The sequence below is a fragment of the Pseudarthrobacter sp. MDT3-1 genome (assembly GCF_054510755.1).
Genome location: NZ_JBTNDX010000014.1, coordinates 74,554 through 88,661, shown reverse-complemented (window position 1 = coordinate 88,661; position 14,108 = coordinate 74,554). Strand labels below are relative to the sequence as shown.

Annotated in this window: 17 protein-coding genes and 1 pseudogene; 17 read left to right on the top strand and 1 reads right to left on the bottom strand. The window is 65.9% G+C overall.

Translation table 11 applies throughout. From position 1 onward, the window contains the following. The first annotated feature begins 8 nt into the window (after window positions 1–8). The 16 genes and pseudogenes from hpt (at window position 9) to ACX80X_RS12665 (ending at window position 13,044) form a co-directional block, all read left to right on the top strand. A complete protein-coding gene (gene hpt, locus ACX80X_RS12740) occupies window positions 9–560 on the top strand; it encodes a hypoxanthine phosphoribosyltransferase (protein ID WP_056347981.1) in 552 nt (183 codons plus the stop codon). 94 nt (window positions 561–654) lie between these two features. After that, window positions 655–1,558 (top strand): annotated as a pseudogene (locus ACX80X_RS12735) (LacI family DNA-binding transcriptional regulator). Window positions 1,559–1,745: 187 nt separating this feature from the next. Next, window positions 1,746–3,812: an ATP-dependent zinc metalloprotease FtsH gene (gene ftsH, locus ACX80X_RS12730; protein ID WP_252601778.1), complete on the top strand. Its 2,067-nt coding sequence runs from the start codon at window positions 1,746–1,748 to the stop codon at window positions 3,810–3,812. Between the two features lie 10 nt (window positions 3,813–3,822). Then, window positions 3,823–4,467 (top strand): GTP cyclohydrolase I FolE, encoded by a 645-nt coding sequence (folE, locus tag ACX80X_RS12725; RefSeq protein WP_252601775.1) that lies wholly within the window; start codon window positions 3,823–3,825, stop codon window positions 4,465–4,467. Between the two features lie 10 nt (window positions 4,468–4,477). Beyond that, window positions 4,478–5,398 (top strand): dihydropteroate synthase, encoded by a 921-nt coding sequence (folP, locus tag ACX80X_RS12720; RefSeq protein WP_252614470.1) that lies wholly within the window; start codon window positions 4,478–4,480, stop codon window positions 5,396–5,398. Between the two features lie 11 nt (window positions 5,399–5,409). Beyond that, a complete protein-coding gene (gene folB, locus ACX80X_RS12715) occupies window positions 5,410–5,811 on the top strand; it encodes a dihydroneopterin aldolase (RefSeq protein WP_252601769.1) in 402 nt (133 codons plus the stop codon). Continuing rightward, window positions 5,808–6,347 (top strand): 2-amino-4-hydroxy-6-hydroxymethyldihydropteridine diphosphokinase, encoded by a 540-nt coding sequence (gene folK, locus ACX80X_RS12710; protein WP_252601766.1) that lies wholly within the window; start codon window positions 5,808–5,810, stop codon window positions 6,345–6,347. Before folB ends, folK begins: the two co-directional genes overlap by 4 nt. Before the next feature lie 3 nt (window positions 6,348–6,350). Beyond that, entirely contained in the window at window positions 6,351–6,884 is a 534-nt protein-coding gene (locus ACX80X_RS12705) for a DUF3180 domain-containing protein (protein WP_252601763.1), read from the top strand. Next, on the top strand, window positions 6,865–7,377 hold the full coding sequence (locus tag ACX80X_RS12700; protein ID WP_252614471.1) for a PH domain-containing protein: 513 nt from the start codon (window positions 6,865–6,867) through the stop codon (window positions 7,375–7,377). The genes ACX80X_RS12705 and ACX80X_RS12700 overlap by 20 nt, the downstream gene beginning before the upstream one ends. Continuing rightward, window positions 7,374–8,939: a PH domain-containing protein gene (locus tag ACX80X_RS12695; protein ID WP_252614472.1), complete on the top strand. Its 1,566-nt coding sequence runs from the start codon at window positions 7,374–7,376 to the stop codon at window positions 8,937–8,939. Before ACX80X_RS12700 ends, ACX80X_RS12695 begins: the two co-directional genes overlap by 4 nt. After that, window positions 8,932–9,822, top strand: a complete 891-nt coding sequence (locus ACX80X_RS12690) for a Rossmann-like and DUF2520 domain-containing protein (RefSeq protein ID WP_252614473.1) — start codon at window positions 8,932–8,934, stop codon at window positions 9,820–9,822. The genes ACX80X_RS12695 and ACX80X_RS12690 overlap by 8 nt, the downstream gene beginning before the upstream one ends. Window position 9,823: 1 nt before the next feature. After that, the gene (locus tag ACX80X_RS12685) at window positions 9,824–10,750 is read left to right on the top strand and encodes a 4-phosphopantoate--beta-alanine ligase (RefSeq protein ID WP_252614474.1); all 927 of its coding nucleotides are present in this window, start codon (window positions 9,824–9,826) and stop codon (window positions 10,748–10,750) included. Between the two features lie 292 nt (window positions 10,751–11,042). After that, window positions 11,043–11,264: a hypothetical protein gene (locus tag ACX80X_RS12680; RefSeq protein ID WP_252610921.1), complete on the top strand. Its 222-nt coding sequence runs from the start codon at window positions 11,043–11,045 to the stop codon at window positions 11,262–11,264. Beyond that, entirely contained in the window at window positions 11,245–11,502 is a 258-nt protein-coding gene (locus tag ACX80X_RS12675) for a hypothetical protein (protein WP_252601751.1), read from the top strand. Before ACX80X_RS12680 ends, ACX80X_RS12675 begins: the two co-directional genes overlap by 20 nt. Before the next feature lie 126 nt (window positions 11,503–11,628). Beyond that, on the top strand, window positions 11,629–12,324 hold the full coding sequence (locus ACX80X_RS12670) for a GAF and ANTAR domain-containing protein (protein ID WP_252610923.1): 696 nt from the start codon (window positions 11,629–11,631) through the stop codon (window positions 12,322–12,324). Window positions 12,325–12,333: 9 nt separating this feature from the next. Then, window positions 12,334–13,044 carry a GAF and ANTAR domain-containing protein gene (locus ACX80X_RS12665; RefSeq protein ID WP_252601747.1) on the top strand — a complete coding sequence of 237 codons (711 nt, stop codon included), beginning with the start codon at window positions 12,334–12,336 and terminating at the stop codon, window positions 13,042–13,044. A 9-nt stretch (window positions 13,045–13,053) separates the two neighbouring features. Here the strand turns inward: ACX80X_RS12665 and ACX80X_RS12660 are convergent, their stop codons facing one another. After that, window positions 13,054–13,335 carry a hypothetical protein gene (locus ACX80X_RS12660; protein WP_252601745.1) on the bottom strand — a complete coding sequence of 94 codons (282 nt, stop codon included), beginning with the start codon at window positions 13,333–13,335 and terminating at the stop codon, window positions 13,054–13,056. Between the two features lie 127 nt (window positions 13,336–13,462). Between ACX80X_RS12660 and ACX80X_RS12655 the strand changes: the two genes are divergently transcribed. Further along, a complete protein-coding gene (locus tag ACX80X_RS12655) occupies window positions 13,463–14,095 on the top strand; it encodes a TetR/AcrR family transcriptional regulator (RefSeq protein ID WP_252601742.1) in 633 nt (210 codons plus the stop codon). Window positions 14,096–14,108 lie beyond the last annotated feature (13 nt).

The window sequence follows — 14,108 nt, the reverse complement described above, 5'->3', positions numbered from 1 at the left end:
AGCCATTGGTGGATTCAAACGACGTCCAGGCAGACCTCAAGCACGTTCTCTACACCAAGGAACAGATCCAACAGCGGATCGCTGAGCTCGCTGCGCAGATCGACAAGGACTACGAAGGCCGCGAAATCCTTCTGGTCGGTGTACTCAAGGGCGCTGTGATGGTTATGGCCGACCTCGCCCGCGCGCTCCACAGCCACGTTTCGATGGACTGGATGGCAGTGTCCTCCTACGGCTCCGGCACCCAGTCCTCGGGTGTTGTCCGGATCCTCAAGGACCTGGACACGGACCTGATGGGCAAGGACGTCCTGATCGTCGAGGACATCATTGACTCCGGCCTGACCCTGTCCTGGCTCAAGACCAACCTGGAATCCCGCGGCACCGCTTCCGTGGAGATCTGCACCGCCTTCCGCAAGCCCACGGCCGCCAAGGTGGAGATCGACGTCAAGTACGTCGGCTACGACATCCCCAACGAGTTCGTGGTGGGCTACGGCCTGGACTACGCCGAGAAGTACCGCAACCTGGACTTCGTGGGCACGCTCGCCCCGCACGTTTACGAGTAGCCACTCTCGCCGAGATGGCATTTCACGGCAGTCGCACCAACGGACGCTGCCGTGAAATGCCATCTCGCTGCATTGCAGAGGACGTGGGAGACCGTTGAGCAACAAGAACATTGGGATCAAGGACGTAGCAGTCGCCGCCGGGGTGTCTGTTACCACGGTCTCCCATGTCCTGAATGACGTGTCGTACGCACGGATCAGCCCGGAAACCAGGGACAAGGTGAAGTCCGCCGCTGAGCAGCTCGGCTACGGCCCTAACCGCCTGGCCCAGGCGCTCCGCACCCGGCGGACCGGAATGCTGGGCCTGGTCAGCGAGGATATCGCCACCACACTCCATGCAGGTCGCATCATCCTGGGCGCGGACGAGGCCGCCCGTGCCCGCGGCTACAACCTGATGATAATCAATACGTCCGGATCCGCGAGCCCCGGGTTGATGGCATCCTTTACGCCACCATGTACCACCGCCACGTGCAGCTGCCCGTCAACCTTGGCAGCGTACCGGCGGTGCTGGTGGACTCCGTCAGCACCGGCGGCGGCATCACGGCCGTGGTGCCCGACGAGGAGGGCGGTGCCCGCACCGCCGTCGGAATCCTCCTGGCCTCGACGGCGACGCGGCACCTGTCGAGTCGGAGCTCTCCGAAGTGCAGGGAGGCTATGCGGCGGTCCGCCGGATGTTGGGGCGTGAAGACAGGCCCACCGGGCTGTTCTGCTACAACGACCGGATGGCCATGGGCGCCTACCGGGCCGCTGCGGAGCTGGAGCTGTCCATCCCCGGGGACTTGTCTGTGGTGGGCTTCGATGACCAGGAACTCATCGCGGCAAACCTGTACCCGGGCCTGACTACGGTGGCCCTGCCGCACTACGAAATGGGTGCCTGGGCGGCCGAGAACCTGATCGACGCCATCGAGGGCAAGACGGACCTGGCCCTCATGGCGCTCCACCCGACCATCCTGGACTGCCCGCCGGTACTGCGCGATTCGGTGGCGGCGCCCGCGCGCTGATCCGTTGGCTGATCTGGGGAGTCCCGTTTGCCTCCCACATCCCGCTACGCCCAGAGGGAACTTTTGCGCAGCACCGTGCGTGAATTACTCCGAACGGTGTATAGCTAGTAGCTGATGCAGCATCACACGCGCGCAGACCATTCGCCGTGCAGCACTACCAGGAGGGACGGGGCCAGCCCCCGAACAGATGAAAGCTAAGAGTTTCTTCAAGGGCCCGGGCATCTGGATCGTTGTTGTGATCGCCATGCTTCTCGTGGCCTTTGCAACACTGGCTCCCGGTGGTGCGGCACGGATCGACACGGACAAGGGCCTCGAGCTCCTCGCCGACAGCGGCAAGGTGGAGCAGGCAAAGATCTTCGACGGCGAAAACCGCGTTGACCTGGTCCTGAAAGACACCCTGCAGGTCGACGGTCAGGACAAGGGCAAGAGCGTCCAGTTCTACTTCGTCGACGCCCGCGCCATCGACGTCGTCAAGGCCGTCACAGCCGCCAAGCCCGCCAATGGCTACACGGACCAGCCGATTGAAAGCAACTGGTTCTCCGGCCTGCTCTCGCTGCTGATCCCCGTCATCCTGCTTGGTGCACTGTTCTGGTTCCTGATGACCCGGATGCAGGGCGGCGGCTCGAAGATCATGCAGTTCGGCAAGTCCAAGGCCAAGATGGTCAACAAGGACATGCCGCAGGTGACCTTCGTTGACGTTGCCGGCGCGGACGAGGCTGTGGAGGAGCTCCAGGAAATCAAGGAGTTCCTGCAGGAACCGGCCAAGTTCCAGGCCGTGGGCGCCAAGATCCCCAAGGGCGTGCTGCTCTACGGCGCTCCGGGAACCGGCAAGACCCTCCTGGCCCGTGCCGTCGCCGGTGAGGCCGGCGTGCCGTTCTTCTCCATCTCCGGCTCGGACTTCGTGGAAATGTTTGTCGGCGTGGGCGCGTCCCGTGTCCGCGACCTCTTTGAACAGGCCAAAGCCAACTCTCCGGCCATTATCTTTGTCGACGAGATCGACGCCGTCGGCCGTCACCGCGGTGCCGGCATCGGCGGCGGCAATGACGAACGTGAGCAGACCCTCAACCAGTTGCTGGTTGAAATGGACGGCTTCGACGTTAAAACCAACGTCATCCTGATTGCGGCCACCAACCGCCCCGACGTCCTGGACCCGGCCCTGCTGCGTCCGGGCCGTTTTGACCGCCAGATCTCGGTGGACGCCCCGGACCTGATCGGCCGCGACCAGATCCTACAGGTGCACGCCAAGGGCAAGCCGATGGCCCCGGGCGTTGACCTCAAGGCGGTCGCGAAGAAAACCCCCGGCTACACCGGCGCGGATCTCGCGAATGTCCTGAACGAGGCCGCCCTGCTGACCGCACGCTCCAACGCCAACCTCATCGATGACCGCGCCCTGGACGAGGCCATCGACCGCGTCATGGCAGGCCCGCAGAAGCGCAGCCGCGTGATGAAGGAACACGAACGCAAGATCACCGCGTACCACGAAGGCGGACACGCCCTGGTGGCGGCAGCCCTGCGGAACTCGGCGCCGGTCACCAAGATCACCATCCTGCCCCGCGGCCGCGCCCTGGGCTACACCATGGTGGTCCCGGAGAACGACAAGTACTCCATCACCCGCAACGAACTGCTGGACCAGATGGCCTACGCGATGGGCGGCCGCGTGGCGGAAGAGATCGTCTTCCACGATCCCTCCACGGGAGCCTCCAACGACATCGAAAAGGCCACCTCCACGGCCCGCAAGATGGTCACCGAGTACGGCATGAGCGAACGAGTCGGCGCGGTACGCCTGGGCCAGGGCGGCGGCGAACCCTTCCTGGGCCGCGACGCAGGGCACGAGCGCAACTACTCGGACCAGATCGCCTACGTGGTGGATGAGGAAGTGCGCCGCCTGATCGACCAGGCGCATGACGAGGCCTACGCCATCCTCACCGAAAACCGGGACGTCCTGGACCAGCTGGCCCTGGAACTCCTGGAACGGGAGACCCTCAACCAGGCTGAGATCGCGCACATCTTCACGGACATCCGCAAGCGTGACTTCCGCGAGGTGTGGCTGTCCAAGGAGACCCGTCCGGTCCAGCAGGCCGGCCCCGTGGAATCCCGCCTGGAGAAATCTGAGCGCGAAGCCCAGGAGGAAGCCAAGCAGGCCCGTCTCGAGGAACCGCTGGACGCGCTGCCGCTGCACCCGCAGGGTGTCCCGGATGACGCCTCGTTCCAGGGCGGCATCCCCGACTCGGGGCCTGACGCCACGCACGGCTAAGCTTTCTTCTGTGACTCACTTCGACGACGACGACGCTCCCGCCTCCGCCGGACACCCGGCGGAGGACGGATCCCACCACAAAAAGCACGAGAAAGTGGACCGGCCCCGGATTGAGGCGGCCGTCCGTGAAATCCTCCTGGCCATCGGGGAGGACCCGGACCGCGGCGGCCTTGTGGACACCCCCAGGCGGGTGGCCAAGGCCTACGCTGAGGTGTTCTCAGGGTTGCACCTTGATCCTGCGGACGTCCTTTCCACCACCTTCGACCTGGACCACGAAGAACTGGTCCTGGTCAAGGACATCCCGTTCTACTCAACGTGCGAGCACCACCTGGTGCCGTTCCACGGGGTTGCCCACGTCGGCTACATTCCCTCCCACGAGGGCAAAGTGACCGGACTCAGCAAGCTGGCGCGCCTCGTGGATATCTACGCCCGGCGCCCCCAGGTGCAGGAGCGCCTCACCACGCAGATCGTCGAAGCAATGGTCAGCCACCTCAAGCCGCGTGGCGCGATTGTCGTTGTCGAATGCGAACACATGTGCATGTCCATGCGCGGTGTCCGCAAGCCCGGAGCAAAGACCGTCACCAGCGCGGTCCGCGGGCAGCTTCATGACCCGGCCACCCGTGCCGAAGCCATGAGCCTCATCCTCGGAAGGTAAGTAACAGACCATGGACTCACTCGCTGCAGCCCCGGGAACCGGGCCCGCAACATCTCCGCTGCCCATCCTGCGCAAACCGCGCCCGGCCGCGAAATTCGCGGACCTGCCCACCGGCCGCACCCTGGTCATGGGCATCCTGAACGTCACCCCGGACTCCTTCAGCGACGGCGGAAAGCATGCGACGGCGGACACCGCCATCGCGGCGGGCCTGCGGATGTTCTACGCCGGAGCGGACATCATCGACGTCGGCGGCGAATCGACGCGCCCCGACGCGGAGGACGTCAGCCCGGAGGAAGAACAGCGCCGGGTGATCCCCGTCATCGAAGCCCTGGTCAAAGCGGGCGCCCTGGTCAGCATCGACACCACCCACGCCGCCACGGCAGCTGCTGCCCTGAAGGCCGGCGCCGCCATCATCAACGACGTTTCCGGGCTGACCATCGAGCCGGAGATGGCCGAGCTCGTAGCCGCGTCCAAAGTGCCGTATGTCCTCACGCACCGCCGCGGCGACGCCCGCACCATGAACTCGCTGGCCGAATACCAGGATGTGGCCGGCGAAGTGGTGGCAGAACTGGCCGGCGTCCGCGACAAGCTCTACGCAGCCGGGGTGAGCAAAGAGCAGATCATCGTTGACCCGGGCCTGGGCTTCGCCAAGAACGACGCCCAGAACTGGGAGCTCCTGCAGCACCTGGACCAGCTGGACACCCTGGGGCACAAGGTTCTGGTGGCCGCCTCCCGCAAGCGCTTCCTGGGCACACTCCTCACAGTCGCCGGCAAGTCCGCCGCACCGGAGGAACGCGAGTCCGCCACGGCCGCCATCACCGCGATCAGCGCGTTCCGGGGGGCCTGGGCCGTCCGTGTGCACGACGTCGGTCCAAGCCTTGACGCCGTCAAGGTGGCCGCGCGGATGGCCGCCGCCCCTACCACCACCTAGGCCGGGCACCCATGGACAAGATCACGCTGAGCGGCGTCACCGCCGTCGGCCATCACGGCGTCTTCGATTTCGAGCGCCGCGAGGGCCAGCCGTTTGTGGTGGACGCCGTGCTGCACCTGGACTTCGCCAAAGCCGCAGTATCCGACGACGTCCGGGACACTGCCCACTACGGCGAAGTGGCTGAGCGGATCAAGGACTGGATCACCGGGGAGCCGCTGAACCTGATCGAGGCCCTGGCCGTCCGGATCGCCGATGGCCTGCTCGCAGAATTCAGCATCCAGGCCGTGGACATCACCGTCCACAAGCCCAAGGCGCCCATCGAGGTGCCCTTCGGCGATGTGGCTGTCAGCGTGCACCGGAACAGGACACACAGTGCCTGGCAAGAAGCGCGGCAGGACGGGCAGCGGTCATGAGCTCCGGGTACACCAAAGCCGTCCTTGCCCTCGGCAGCAACCTGGGCGAGCGGAACGACACCCTGTCCGAGGCCGTTGCTGACCTGGTGGACCCGCCGGAGGTGCGCCTGCAGGCCGTTTCCCCGGTGGTGCAGACCAAAGCCGTTGGCGGCCCGGCCGGCCAGCCAGACTTCCTGAACATGATCATCACCGTGGAAACCACGTTGTCCCCGGCGGAGCTGCTGAAGCACTGCCAGGCGGTGGAAAACAAGCACCTCCGCGTTCGTGAAGTGCGCTGGGGACCCCGGACACTCGACGTCGACATCATCACCTACGGTGACCTCACCAGTGACGACCCGGTGCTGACCCTGCCGCACCCGCGTGCCGCCGGACGCGCCTTTGTGCTGTATCCGTGGTCCCTCATCGAGCCGGCGGCAACCCTGGGCGGGGAACGCATCAGCGAGCTGGCCACCCGCGCCCCCGATTTTGGCGACCTCGCCCCGTTCGACGGTTTCGGCGATTACGACGGCGTCCCCACAGCCGGGGCGGTCGAGTAACCAGTGAAGCCCATCAACCCTGTCCGCCTGCTGCTGATCGGCCTGGTCCTGACCGTGGCCGGCTGGTCGGCCACCGTGGTGACCACGCGCTACAGCATGGCCACGCCGGTTCTTCCGGCCACCGCGCTGGCCACCATGGGCGTGATTGTTGCCATCACACTGGTTCTTGGCATCCGCGTGCTCCGGTGGCGCAACAGCACCAAACGCAAGAAGGCGCTGGACCCGATCCTTGCCGCCAGGACCCTGGTGCTCGCCCAGGCGTGCGCCTACGCGGGCACCGTCCTGTTGGGCTGGCACGCGGGGATCTTCCTGGACCAGCTGCGCATCTGGAACCTGCGCAGCGACCAGGACATCACCTGGGTGGCAATCGCGATCGCTGCCGGCGGTCTGGTGATGATCGTCGTCGGCCTGCTGGTGGAGCGGTTCTGCAAGATCCCGCCCGAAGACACCGATGCAACGCCCGGTGAGGGGAAACCCGGCCGCGGGGTACGCGGCGAAGCCGCAGGGGAAGGCGAATATGCGTACAGAGGCGATTGATCCGCCGGGCATTACCTGGCAGCGGGTATCCCCGAAATACGTCACGGTGCGGCTGGTGCAGTGGGCCATAGGGAATCTGGTCACGGTGGTCGTCCTGAGCCTGCCCCTCGTTCTTGTCCTGCTCGGCTGGTGGCGCTGGCCCCCGCTGTGGCTGGCTATCACCGTCCCGGCGGTGACTCTGGTTCTGGCCATCTGGCGGCTGCTGCTGATTCCGCGCCAGGTGCGCGCCATCGGTTACGCCGAGCGCGACGATGACCTGCTGATCCGGGGCGGCATCTTTTTCCAACGGACCATGGCGGTTCCCTACGGCCGCATGCAATACGTGGACATCGGCGTGGGCCCGGTGGAACGCGGGCTGGGACTCTGCACGCTCAAACTCCACACCGCCTCGCCCGGAACCAACGCCACCATCCCCGGCCTGCCCGCTGTGGAAGGGGCACGCCTGCGCGAGCAGCTCGCCGCCCGCGGTGAAGCGAGGCTGGCAGGGCTGTGACGTCAAACGTTCCGGAGGCCGGCGCACCGACTGCGGTTCCGGTGGCGCCCGACGGCGAGTGGCTGCGTGTGCACCCGGCGTCCCCATTTGTGCGCGGCTGGGTGGCCCTGGCAGCCATCGGTTTCTTCTTCGGGCGGGACTTTTTCGAACGGTTGCTGCAAGGCCGTCCTCTGTTCGAGGAGGACTTCGCCGGCCGGGCACCCTGGCTGGTGGCCGGCGGCGGCATCGTCCTTGTGGTGACCGTGCTGGGCTTCATCCTGACCTGGTACTTCACCAAGTACCAGGTCGCCGAAGGGTACGTCCGGGTCAACTCCGGCTTCCTCTTCCGCCAGCAGCGCCAGGCCCGGCTGGACCGCGTCCAGGCCATCGACATCGTGCAGCCCCTCCTGGCCAGGATCTTCGGCCTCGCCGAACTCAAGTTCGAGGTGGCCGACGCCGGTGAATCGGCCGTCAAGCTGGCGTACCTGCGGATGGACGATGCCCGCCAGCTCCGGGCCACCATCCTGGCACGGGCCGCAGGCGTGGTCCCGGACCCGTCCCGGCCGCAGGGGGCCGCGCCCGAGGCGCCCGAATATCCGGTGCTCTCCGTGCCGCCGTCGCGCCTTATCGGTTCCCTGCTGCTCAGTGAGCAGAGCTTTTTTGTGGTGGTGGGCGGCATCGCCGCCGTGATCCTGTCCGCCGTGACGGACAACCGGAGCTTCTTTTTCTACCTGATCCCGGCGGTGCTGGGCCTCGCAGCCAGCTACTGGGGCTTCTTTAACAAGGGCTACAACTTCACCGCCGCCATTTCGCCGGACGGGATCCGGCTCCGCTACGGGCTCTTGGACACGCAGGCGCAGACGCTGCCCCCGGGCAGGGTCCAGGCGCTGAAAGTGGCACAGTCCCCACTATGGCGGATGTTCGGCTGGTACCGGATCCAGGTCAACGTGGCCGGGTACGGCGCAGTCGGGAGCAATGGCGAGACAGCGTCCCGGACCACGCTGCTGCCCGTAGGCAAGCTGCCCGACGTGATGTCCATGCTCGCGCTCGTGCTGCCGGATCCCGGCACACCAGAGCCCGGCCGCACCTTCGCTGCCGGGCTCACGGGGCTGGATTCCGACGGCGGATTTGTCACCACGCCGCACCGCGGCAGGTTCCTCGCGCCGCTGGGCTGGCGCCGCAATGGCTTCGCCACCACTGACACCGCCCTGCTGATCCGCTCGGGCCGGTGGTGGCGGGAACTGGTGGTGGTCCCGCACCAGCGCACCCAGTCAATGGCACTGCACCAGGGTCCGCTCGCCCGGCGGTTCCGTGTGGCGGACCTTGTCCTGCACACCACGGCGGGGCCGGTCTCGCCACGGCTCACCCAGGCCGGACTTGACGAGGCCCGGGGCCTTTTTGATGCCCAGTCCGCCCGCGCCCGGCTCGCCCGCAAGCGGCAGACCAGTGAACAATGGCTGGCAACGGTGGCGCCCGCTCCGGTGGCTGAGCCAGCTCCGGTGATTGAGCCTGTCGAACCCGCTAGTCCGGTGGTTGAGCCTGCCGAAACCAGTCCCCCACAGGAAGGCCCGCAACGTGGCTAAGCCCGGGCGCCTTGGCGTCGGAATCATCGGTGCCGGGAAAGTGGGCGCCGTCCTTGGTGCGGCGTTGCGCTCAGCCGAGCACGCCGTCGTCGGGGTTTCTGCGGTGTCCGAGGCCAGCCGTGAACGGGCGGAGACGCTGCTGCCCGGCGTGCCCATCCTGGAGATCCAGGAGATTGTGGAACGGTCTGAACTGGTGCTTCTGGCCGTGCCCGACGACGCCTTGGCCGGACTGGTGGACGGACTCGCCAAACTCGGGGCGTGGCAGCCCGGACAGATTGTGGCGCACACCTCGGGCAGGTTCGGCGTGGGGGTGCTTCGCCCGGTGCGCGCCGCCGGAGCCATCCCCCTTGCACTGCACCCCGCCATGACGTTCACGGGGATGGGCCTGGACCTGACACGACTGCTGGATTGCACCTTTGGCGTGACCGCTGATGCCGCGATGCTGCCCATTGCCCAGGCGCTAGTGGTGGAGATGGGTGCCGAACCCGTGGCCATCGCGGAGGGGGACCGGACGCTTTATCACACGGCCCTCGCCCATGGCTCGAACCATATGGTCACCCTGGTGGCGCAGGCTTCGCAGCTGCTCCGCGACGTTGGCGTCGACGCGCCGGAGCGGATGCTGGGGCCTTTGCTGCGGGCCACGCTGGAGAACGCGCTCGCTTCCGGCGAATCGGCGCTGACCGGGCCGGTGGCCCGCGGCGATGTGGGGACAGTGGCGGCCCACGCCGAGGCGTTAAGGGAGTACGACGCCGGTGCTCACGGCGATGTGCTGGAGGCTTACGTCGCCATGGCCCGTGCCACGGCACGGCGGGCCAGCAGCCGGGGGCTGCTCAAAGAGGATCAAGTGGGGGCCCTCCGCGCGGCCCTGGAAGAGGGAAACTGACATGGCCACGCAACTGGTGACAACGGCCGCAGAGCTCAGGGAGGCGAGTGCCCGGCTGCTCGCACAGAAGGCGGGCAGGTCCCAGGGCCTGGTGCCCACCATGGGCGCGCTGCATGAAGGCCACGCCCGGCTGGCGCGCACCGCCGTCGAACAGAACGACGTAGTGGTGGCGTCCATCTTTGTGAACCCGCTCCAGTTCGGCGATGCGGTGGATCTGGACCGGTACCCGCGCACGCTCGACGCCGATCTTGCCCTGCTTGAGGAACAGGGCGTGGACCTCGTGTTTGCGCCTCCGGTGGAAGAGGTCTATCCCGGCGGCGAGCCGCTGGTCCGCGTGACCGCCGGCACCCTGGGGGAAAAGTGGGAAGGCGCCACACGGCCGGGCCATTTCGACGGGGCCCTCACCGTGGTTGCCAAGCTGCTGCACTACGGCATCCCCGGCGCAGGGCTTCCACCGGCCGGTGCTTTTGCCTCAGGCGGCGGGGGACTGCCGGCCTATCGGGCCTATTTCGGGCAAAAGGACGCCCAGCAGCTGGCGCTGGTGCGCCGTATGGTGGCGGACCTGAATTTCCCCGTCGAAATTGTTGCCGTGCCCACCGTCCGGTCCGCGGACGGGCTGGCCCTTTCCAGCCGCAACCGGTTCCTCTCCGCAGAGGAGCGCGAGGCCGCCCTGGTGTTGTCACGGGCGCTGCGGCTCCTGGCGGAGCGGGCAACTGCCCACCAGCCGCTTGATCTGGAATCGGCCCGGGCCATGGTTGAATCGCAGTCGTTGGTGGGACTGGACTACTTCGACGTCGTGGATCCGCTCACCCTTGAGCCGCTGGCCGAGAACTGCTGGAAAGTCCCGTTCCGCGGCGAAGGCCTGGCTCTCATCGCCGCCAAGGTGGGGCCGGTCCGGCTGATCGACAACGTGCCGCTGAGCAGCTGACATGTAGGGTCCGCTTCCGGGGCGCTCAAGGCCTCGGATTCCTGTCCGTCTGTCTCGGCATGGGCTATGCTGAACTTGTTGCCCCAGACCCTGGCATCGCCTTATGTCGGCGTACTCCAGGAGGACAAATTTCACGCAGGGCACCCCAAACTTCTTCCGCAGTTATCCTCGGCCTTTTGTGTTGCCCGGCTCCTGTCTGCCCGGCGCAGCCGCATACACGGCAAGCGGGATGCTCGCGTGTATTCCCTATCCCCGTGGCCTACCGGCCACGCTCAAGTCAGGAGCGAATCCAATGATCCGCACAATCGATGACGGGCTGTCCTATCTCGTCAAAGTGAATCACGCGTCCGTCCTGGACGACTATTTGAATTCGGCCGTTGACATGGCCCGCCAGTTTGCCTCCAGCACTGGCCTGTGCGGGATTCTGGTAACCCGCCACGCACACGACACCTATACCGTTATGGTCAGCGAGGCCGTACTTTTCGGCGAGACCCGTGAGCGCCACGATCCCTAAGGTGGAGGGGGCGATGGCCAACCACGTCGCAGCTGACGGATTCACGCCGATCGGATGGCAGGCCTACGAAATTATCTACTCGATCTTGGAGGACCCGGCACCGGATCTGGCTGACGTCAAATGGCGCCTTCGCAGGTGTGTGGCCGCCCACCCGGGCGCACCGGAACGGGCGTTGCGTGACCACCTGATGGTCACCTCAGAGATGGCCAATGCCAACGGACAGGAAGGGCCGGACTGAGGCCCGGTCGGCGACGACGGGCGGGTTCGCCGCAATCTGTATCCTTGAAGTGACAACTCCGCCGTTCCGGTTCAGCCTGCCGCCGGATCTTTCACTGCGGGATGATTCAGGGATCAGAGGCTCACCATGGACATTGCACCCGATATGGTTGCCGGTGACCAGAACGTGTGTGCTCCATATCTGGAGAAGCTGCCCATAACGGGTGCCGCGGTGTCCCTCTTCGGCGGCTCTGCCGCGGAGACCCTGGTCTCCGCCAGCGACGAACTCGCCGCCCGCCTGGACGAACTGCAGTTCAACCTCGGCGAAGGCCCGCGGTGGCGGGCCCACAAGACCCGCTTGCCCGTGCTGATCCCCGACGCACAGTCCACAGCCGACGACGAATGGCCCATGTTCCGGCAGGCGATCGCCGGGACGGACGCAGCCGCGCTGTTCGTTTTTCCACTCACAGTAGGCGCGATGGACCTCGGTGTTGTTGAGCTGTATCACGCCGTTCGTGGAAACCTGAACCGGTCGGACCAGTCGATGGCGGCCGTACTTGCCGGGCAGACTTCCTGGTACCTCCTGCGCAAGATCCTGAGCCTCAGCTCAACGGATACGGATCCAGCCCTGGAGCCGGCGCTTATGTCGCGCCGCGAGATCCACCAGGCCACCGGGATGGTACTGGCGCAGTCTGGTGCTACGGCAGCGGAATCCTTGCTTTTGTTGCGTGCCTACGCTTTTGCCAATGACCTCACGTTGGGGGAGACGGCCGCCGCTGTGCTCGAAAGAAGGCTCAGCTTCGACACCGACAAGGGTGGGGCCAGCGGATCTGCCCTGCAGTAAAATAGGGCCATGGTAACCAGTACCCGCGCCGAGCGCGCCAGTGCGGCGTTCGTCAAGCTCACTGACACGCTGGTGGCCGACTACGACGTCGTGGATCTTCTGCATATCCTGGTGGAGGAATCCGTGGGTCTCCTTGACGTCGCAGCCGCGGGTCTGTTGCTTGCCGATCCCAGCGGAGAACTGCAGGTTGTCGCATCCACCAGCGAGCAGAGCCAACTCGTCGAGGTGCTCCAGCTTCAAGCCGGAGCCGGTCCCTGCGTTGAGTGCTACGTGACAGGGTCGGCAGTCTCAGTGGACGACATTGCCGGGCTTACCAAGTGGCTGGGTTTTCGCCAAGCCGCGCTGTCGCAGGGCTTCCGCTCCGTGCATGCTGTGCCCATGCGCGTTCACGGCAGGATTATCGGGGCCATGGGTCTGTTCGGGGCCCGGGAGGGTTTCCTGACTGCAGAGGATGCCGCGATCGGCCAGGCCCTTGCCGACGTCGCCACTATCAGCCTTATGCAGGAACGCACCATCAGGGAAGCGGTACTGGTCAACGAGCAGCTGCAGCTGGCATTGAACACCCGGGTGCTGATTGAGCAGGCCAAGGGCGTCATTGCCCATACCGCCGGGGTGGACATGGACGCGGCATTCAACCTGCTGCGGAACCATGCCCGCGCCAACAGCCAGAGCCTGCACATGACCGCCGGGCGCATTGTGGACCGCAGCCTCACGTTGTAAGGCAGGCTGTTACTGCGTTGATTCACCCTGCGGGTCGCGGTTGAGCATCAGCTGTTCAAGGAGTGCACGTTCGGGCTTGCCCGGGTTCTGGGCGACGCAGCGGCGCAACCTGGCCCGGGCCAGCTCCTCGCCGGGAGCCGTTCCACGGAGCACTTCATCAATGATTTCCTGCGCCTGCCACCGCAAGGATTCCCGCGCGAAGTGCCGGACCTCGGCGGACGCATCGGTGCTTTCTATCCAGGGGTCAGTGTCGCCACACGGGATAAAATCGAACGTTCGCTCTGCTGACATCGGGGCCTCCTTGCGCCAGGCCGACGGGCTTTAGAGGGTCCCGCCGGCGTCATCGCACTGCGTCTGGGAAAAACACTACAGCGAGTAAGACCGGTCTGTCTGCGCCTTGGAGTAAACTATTCGTACGATGATTTCCGATGCAGACCACACTGCAGAACCCGCGCTGTCTCCTGCGGAGTTAGCCGCCGAGGCGCCATTTCTTCCTGCCGATTCCCGGGGCCGGATCCTTGCAGTAGCCTACGAACTGTTTTCCCGCCGCGGTGTGCGGGACGTGGGGGTTAACGAACTGATCGAACGTTCCGGCGTGGCAAAGGCAACTTTTTACCGGCACTTCCCGTCCAAGGATGCACTGGTCTTGGCGTTCCTGGAGCAGCGGGACCAGGTATGGACAGTTGATGCCATCGTTGGCCAGGCCAAACTGCGCGGCACTACCCCCACTGAACAGCTCCTTGCCATCTTCGACGTCTTCGGCGACTGGTTCCTGCGCGACGACTTCGAGGCCTGCTCCTTCATCAACATCCTGCTGGAAATGGGCCCGGCCCATCCGCTGGGCCAGGCCAGCATTGACTACCTGGCCAGGATCAGGGGCCATGTGCAGGCCCTCGCGGAGCAGGCCGGGCTGGACCGCCCCGAGGATTTCGCCCGGTCGTGGCACATCCTGATGAAGGGGTCCATCGTCTCAGCCACCGAAGGGGACACCCAAGCGGCCAAGCGGGCCCAGCAGATGGCCAGCTGGCTGATTGAGCACCACCGCAGCTGACCACCCGGTCTCA

What these genes read in the sequence shown, in the direction of transcription:
- ftsH (WP_252601778.1), top strand. Translation starts at nt 1,746, where the DNA reads ATGAAAGCTAAGAGTTTCTTCAAGGGCCCGGGCATCTGGATCGTTGTT.
- folP (WP_252614470.1), top strand. Translation starts at nt 4,478, where the DNA reads ATGGACTCACTCGCTGCAGCCCCGGGAACCGGGCCCGCAACATCTCCG.
- folB (WP_252601769.1), top strand. Translation starts at nt 5,410, where the DNA reads ATGGACAAGATCACGCTGAGCGGCGTCACCGCCGTCGGCCATCACGGC.
- folK (WP_252601766.1), top strand. Translation starts at nt 5,808, where the DNA reads ATGAGCTCCGGGTACACCAAAGCCGTCCTTGCCCTCGGCAGCAACCTG.
- ACX80X_RS12700 (WP_252614471.1), top strand. Translation starts at nt 6,865, where the DNA reads ATGCGTACAGAGGCGATTGATCCGCCGGGCATTACCTGGCAGCGGGTA.
- ACX80X_RS12685 (WP_252614474.1), top strand. Translation starts at nt 9,824, where the DNA reads ATGGCCACGCAACTGGTGACAACGGCCGCAGAGCTCAGGGAGGCGAGT.
- ACX80X_RS12680 (WP_252610921.1), top strand. Translation starts at nt 11,043, where the DNA reads ATGATCCGCACAATCGATGACGGGCTGTCCTATCTCGTCAAAGTGAAT.
- ACX80X_RS12670 (WP_252610923.1), top strand. Translation starts at nt 11,629, where the DNA reads ATGGACATTGCACCCGATATGGTTGCCGGTGACCAGAACGTGTGTGCT.
- ACX80X_RS12665 (WP_252601747.1), top strand. Translation starts at nt 12,334, where the DNA reads ATGGTAACCAGTACCCGCGCCGAGCGCGCCAGTGCGGCGTTCGTCAAG.
- ACX80X_RS12660 (WP_252601745.1), bottom strand. Translation starts at nt 13,335, where the DNA reads ATGTCAGCAGAGCGAACGTTCGATTTTATCCCGTGTGGCGACACTGAC.
- ACX80X_RS12655 (WP_252601742.1), top strand. Translation starts at nt 13,463, where the DNA reads ATGATTTCCGATGCAGACCACACTGCAGAACCCGCGCTGTCTCCTGCG.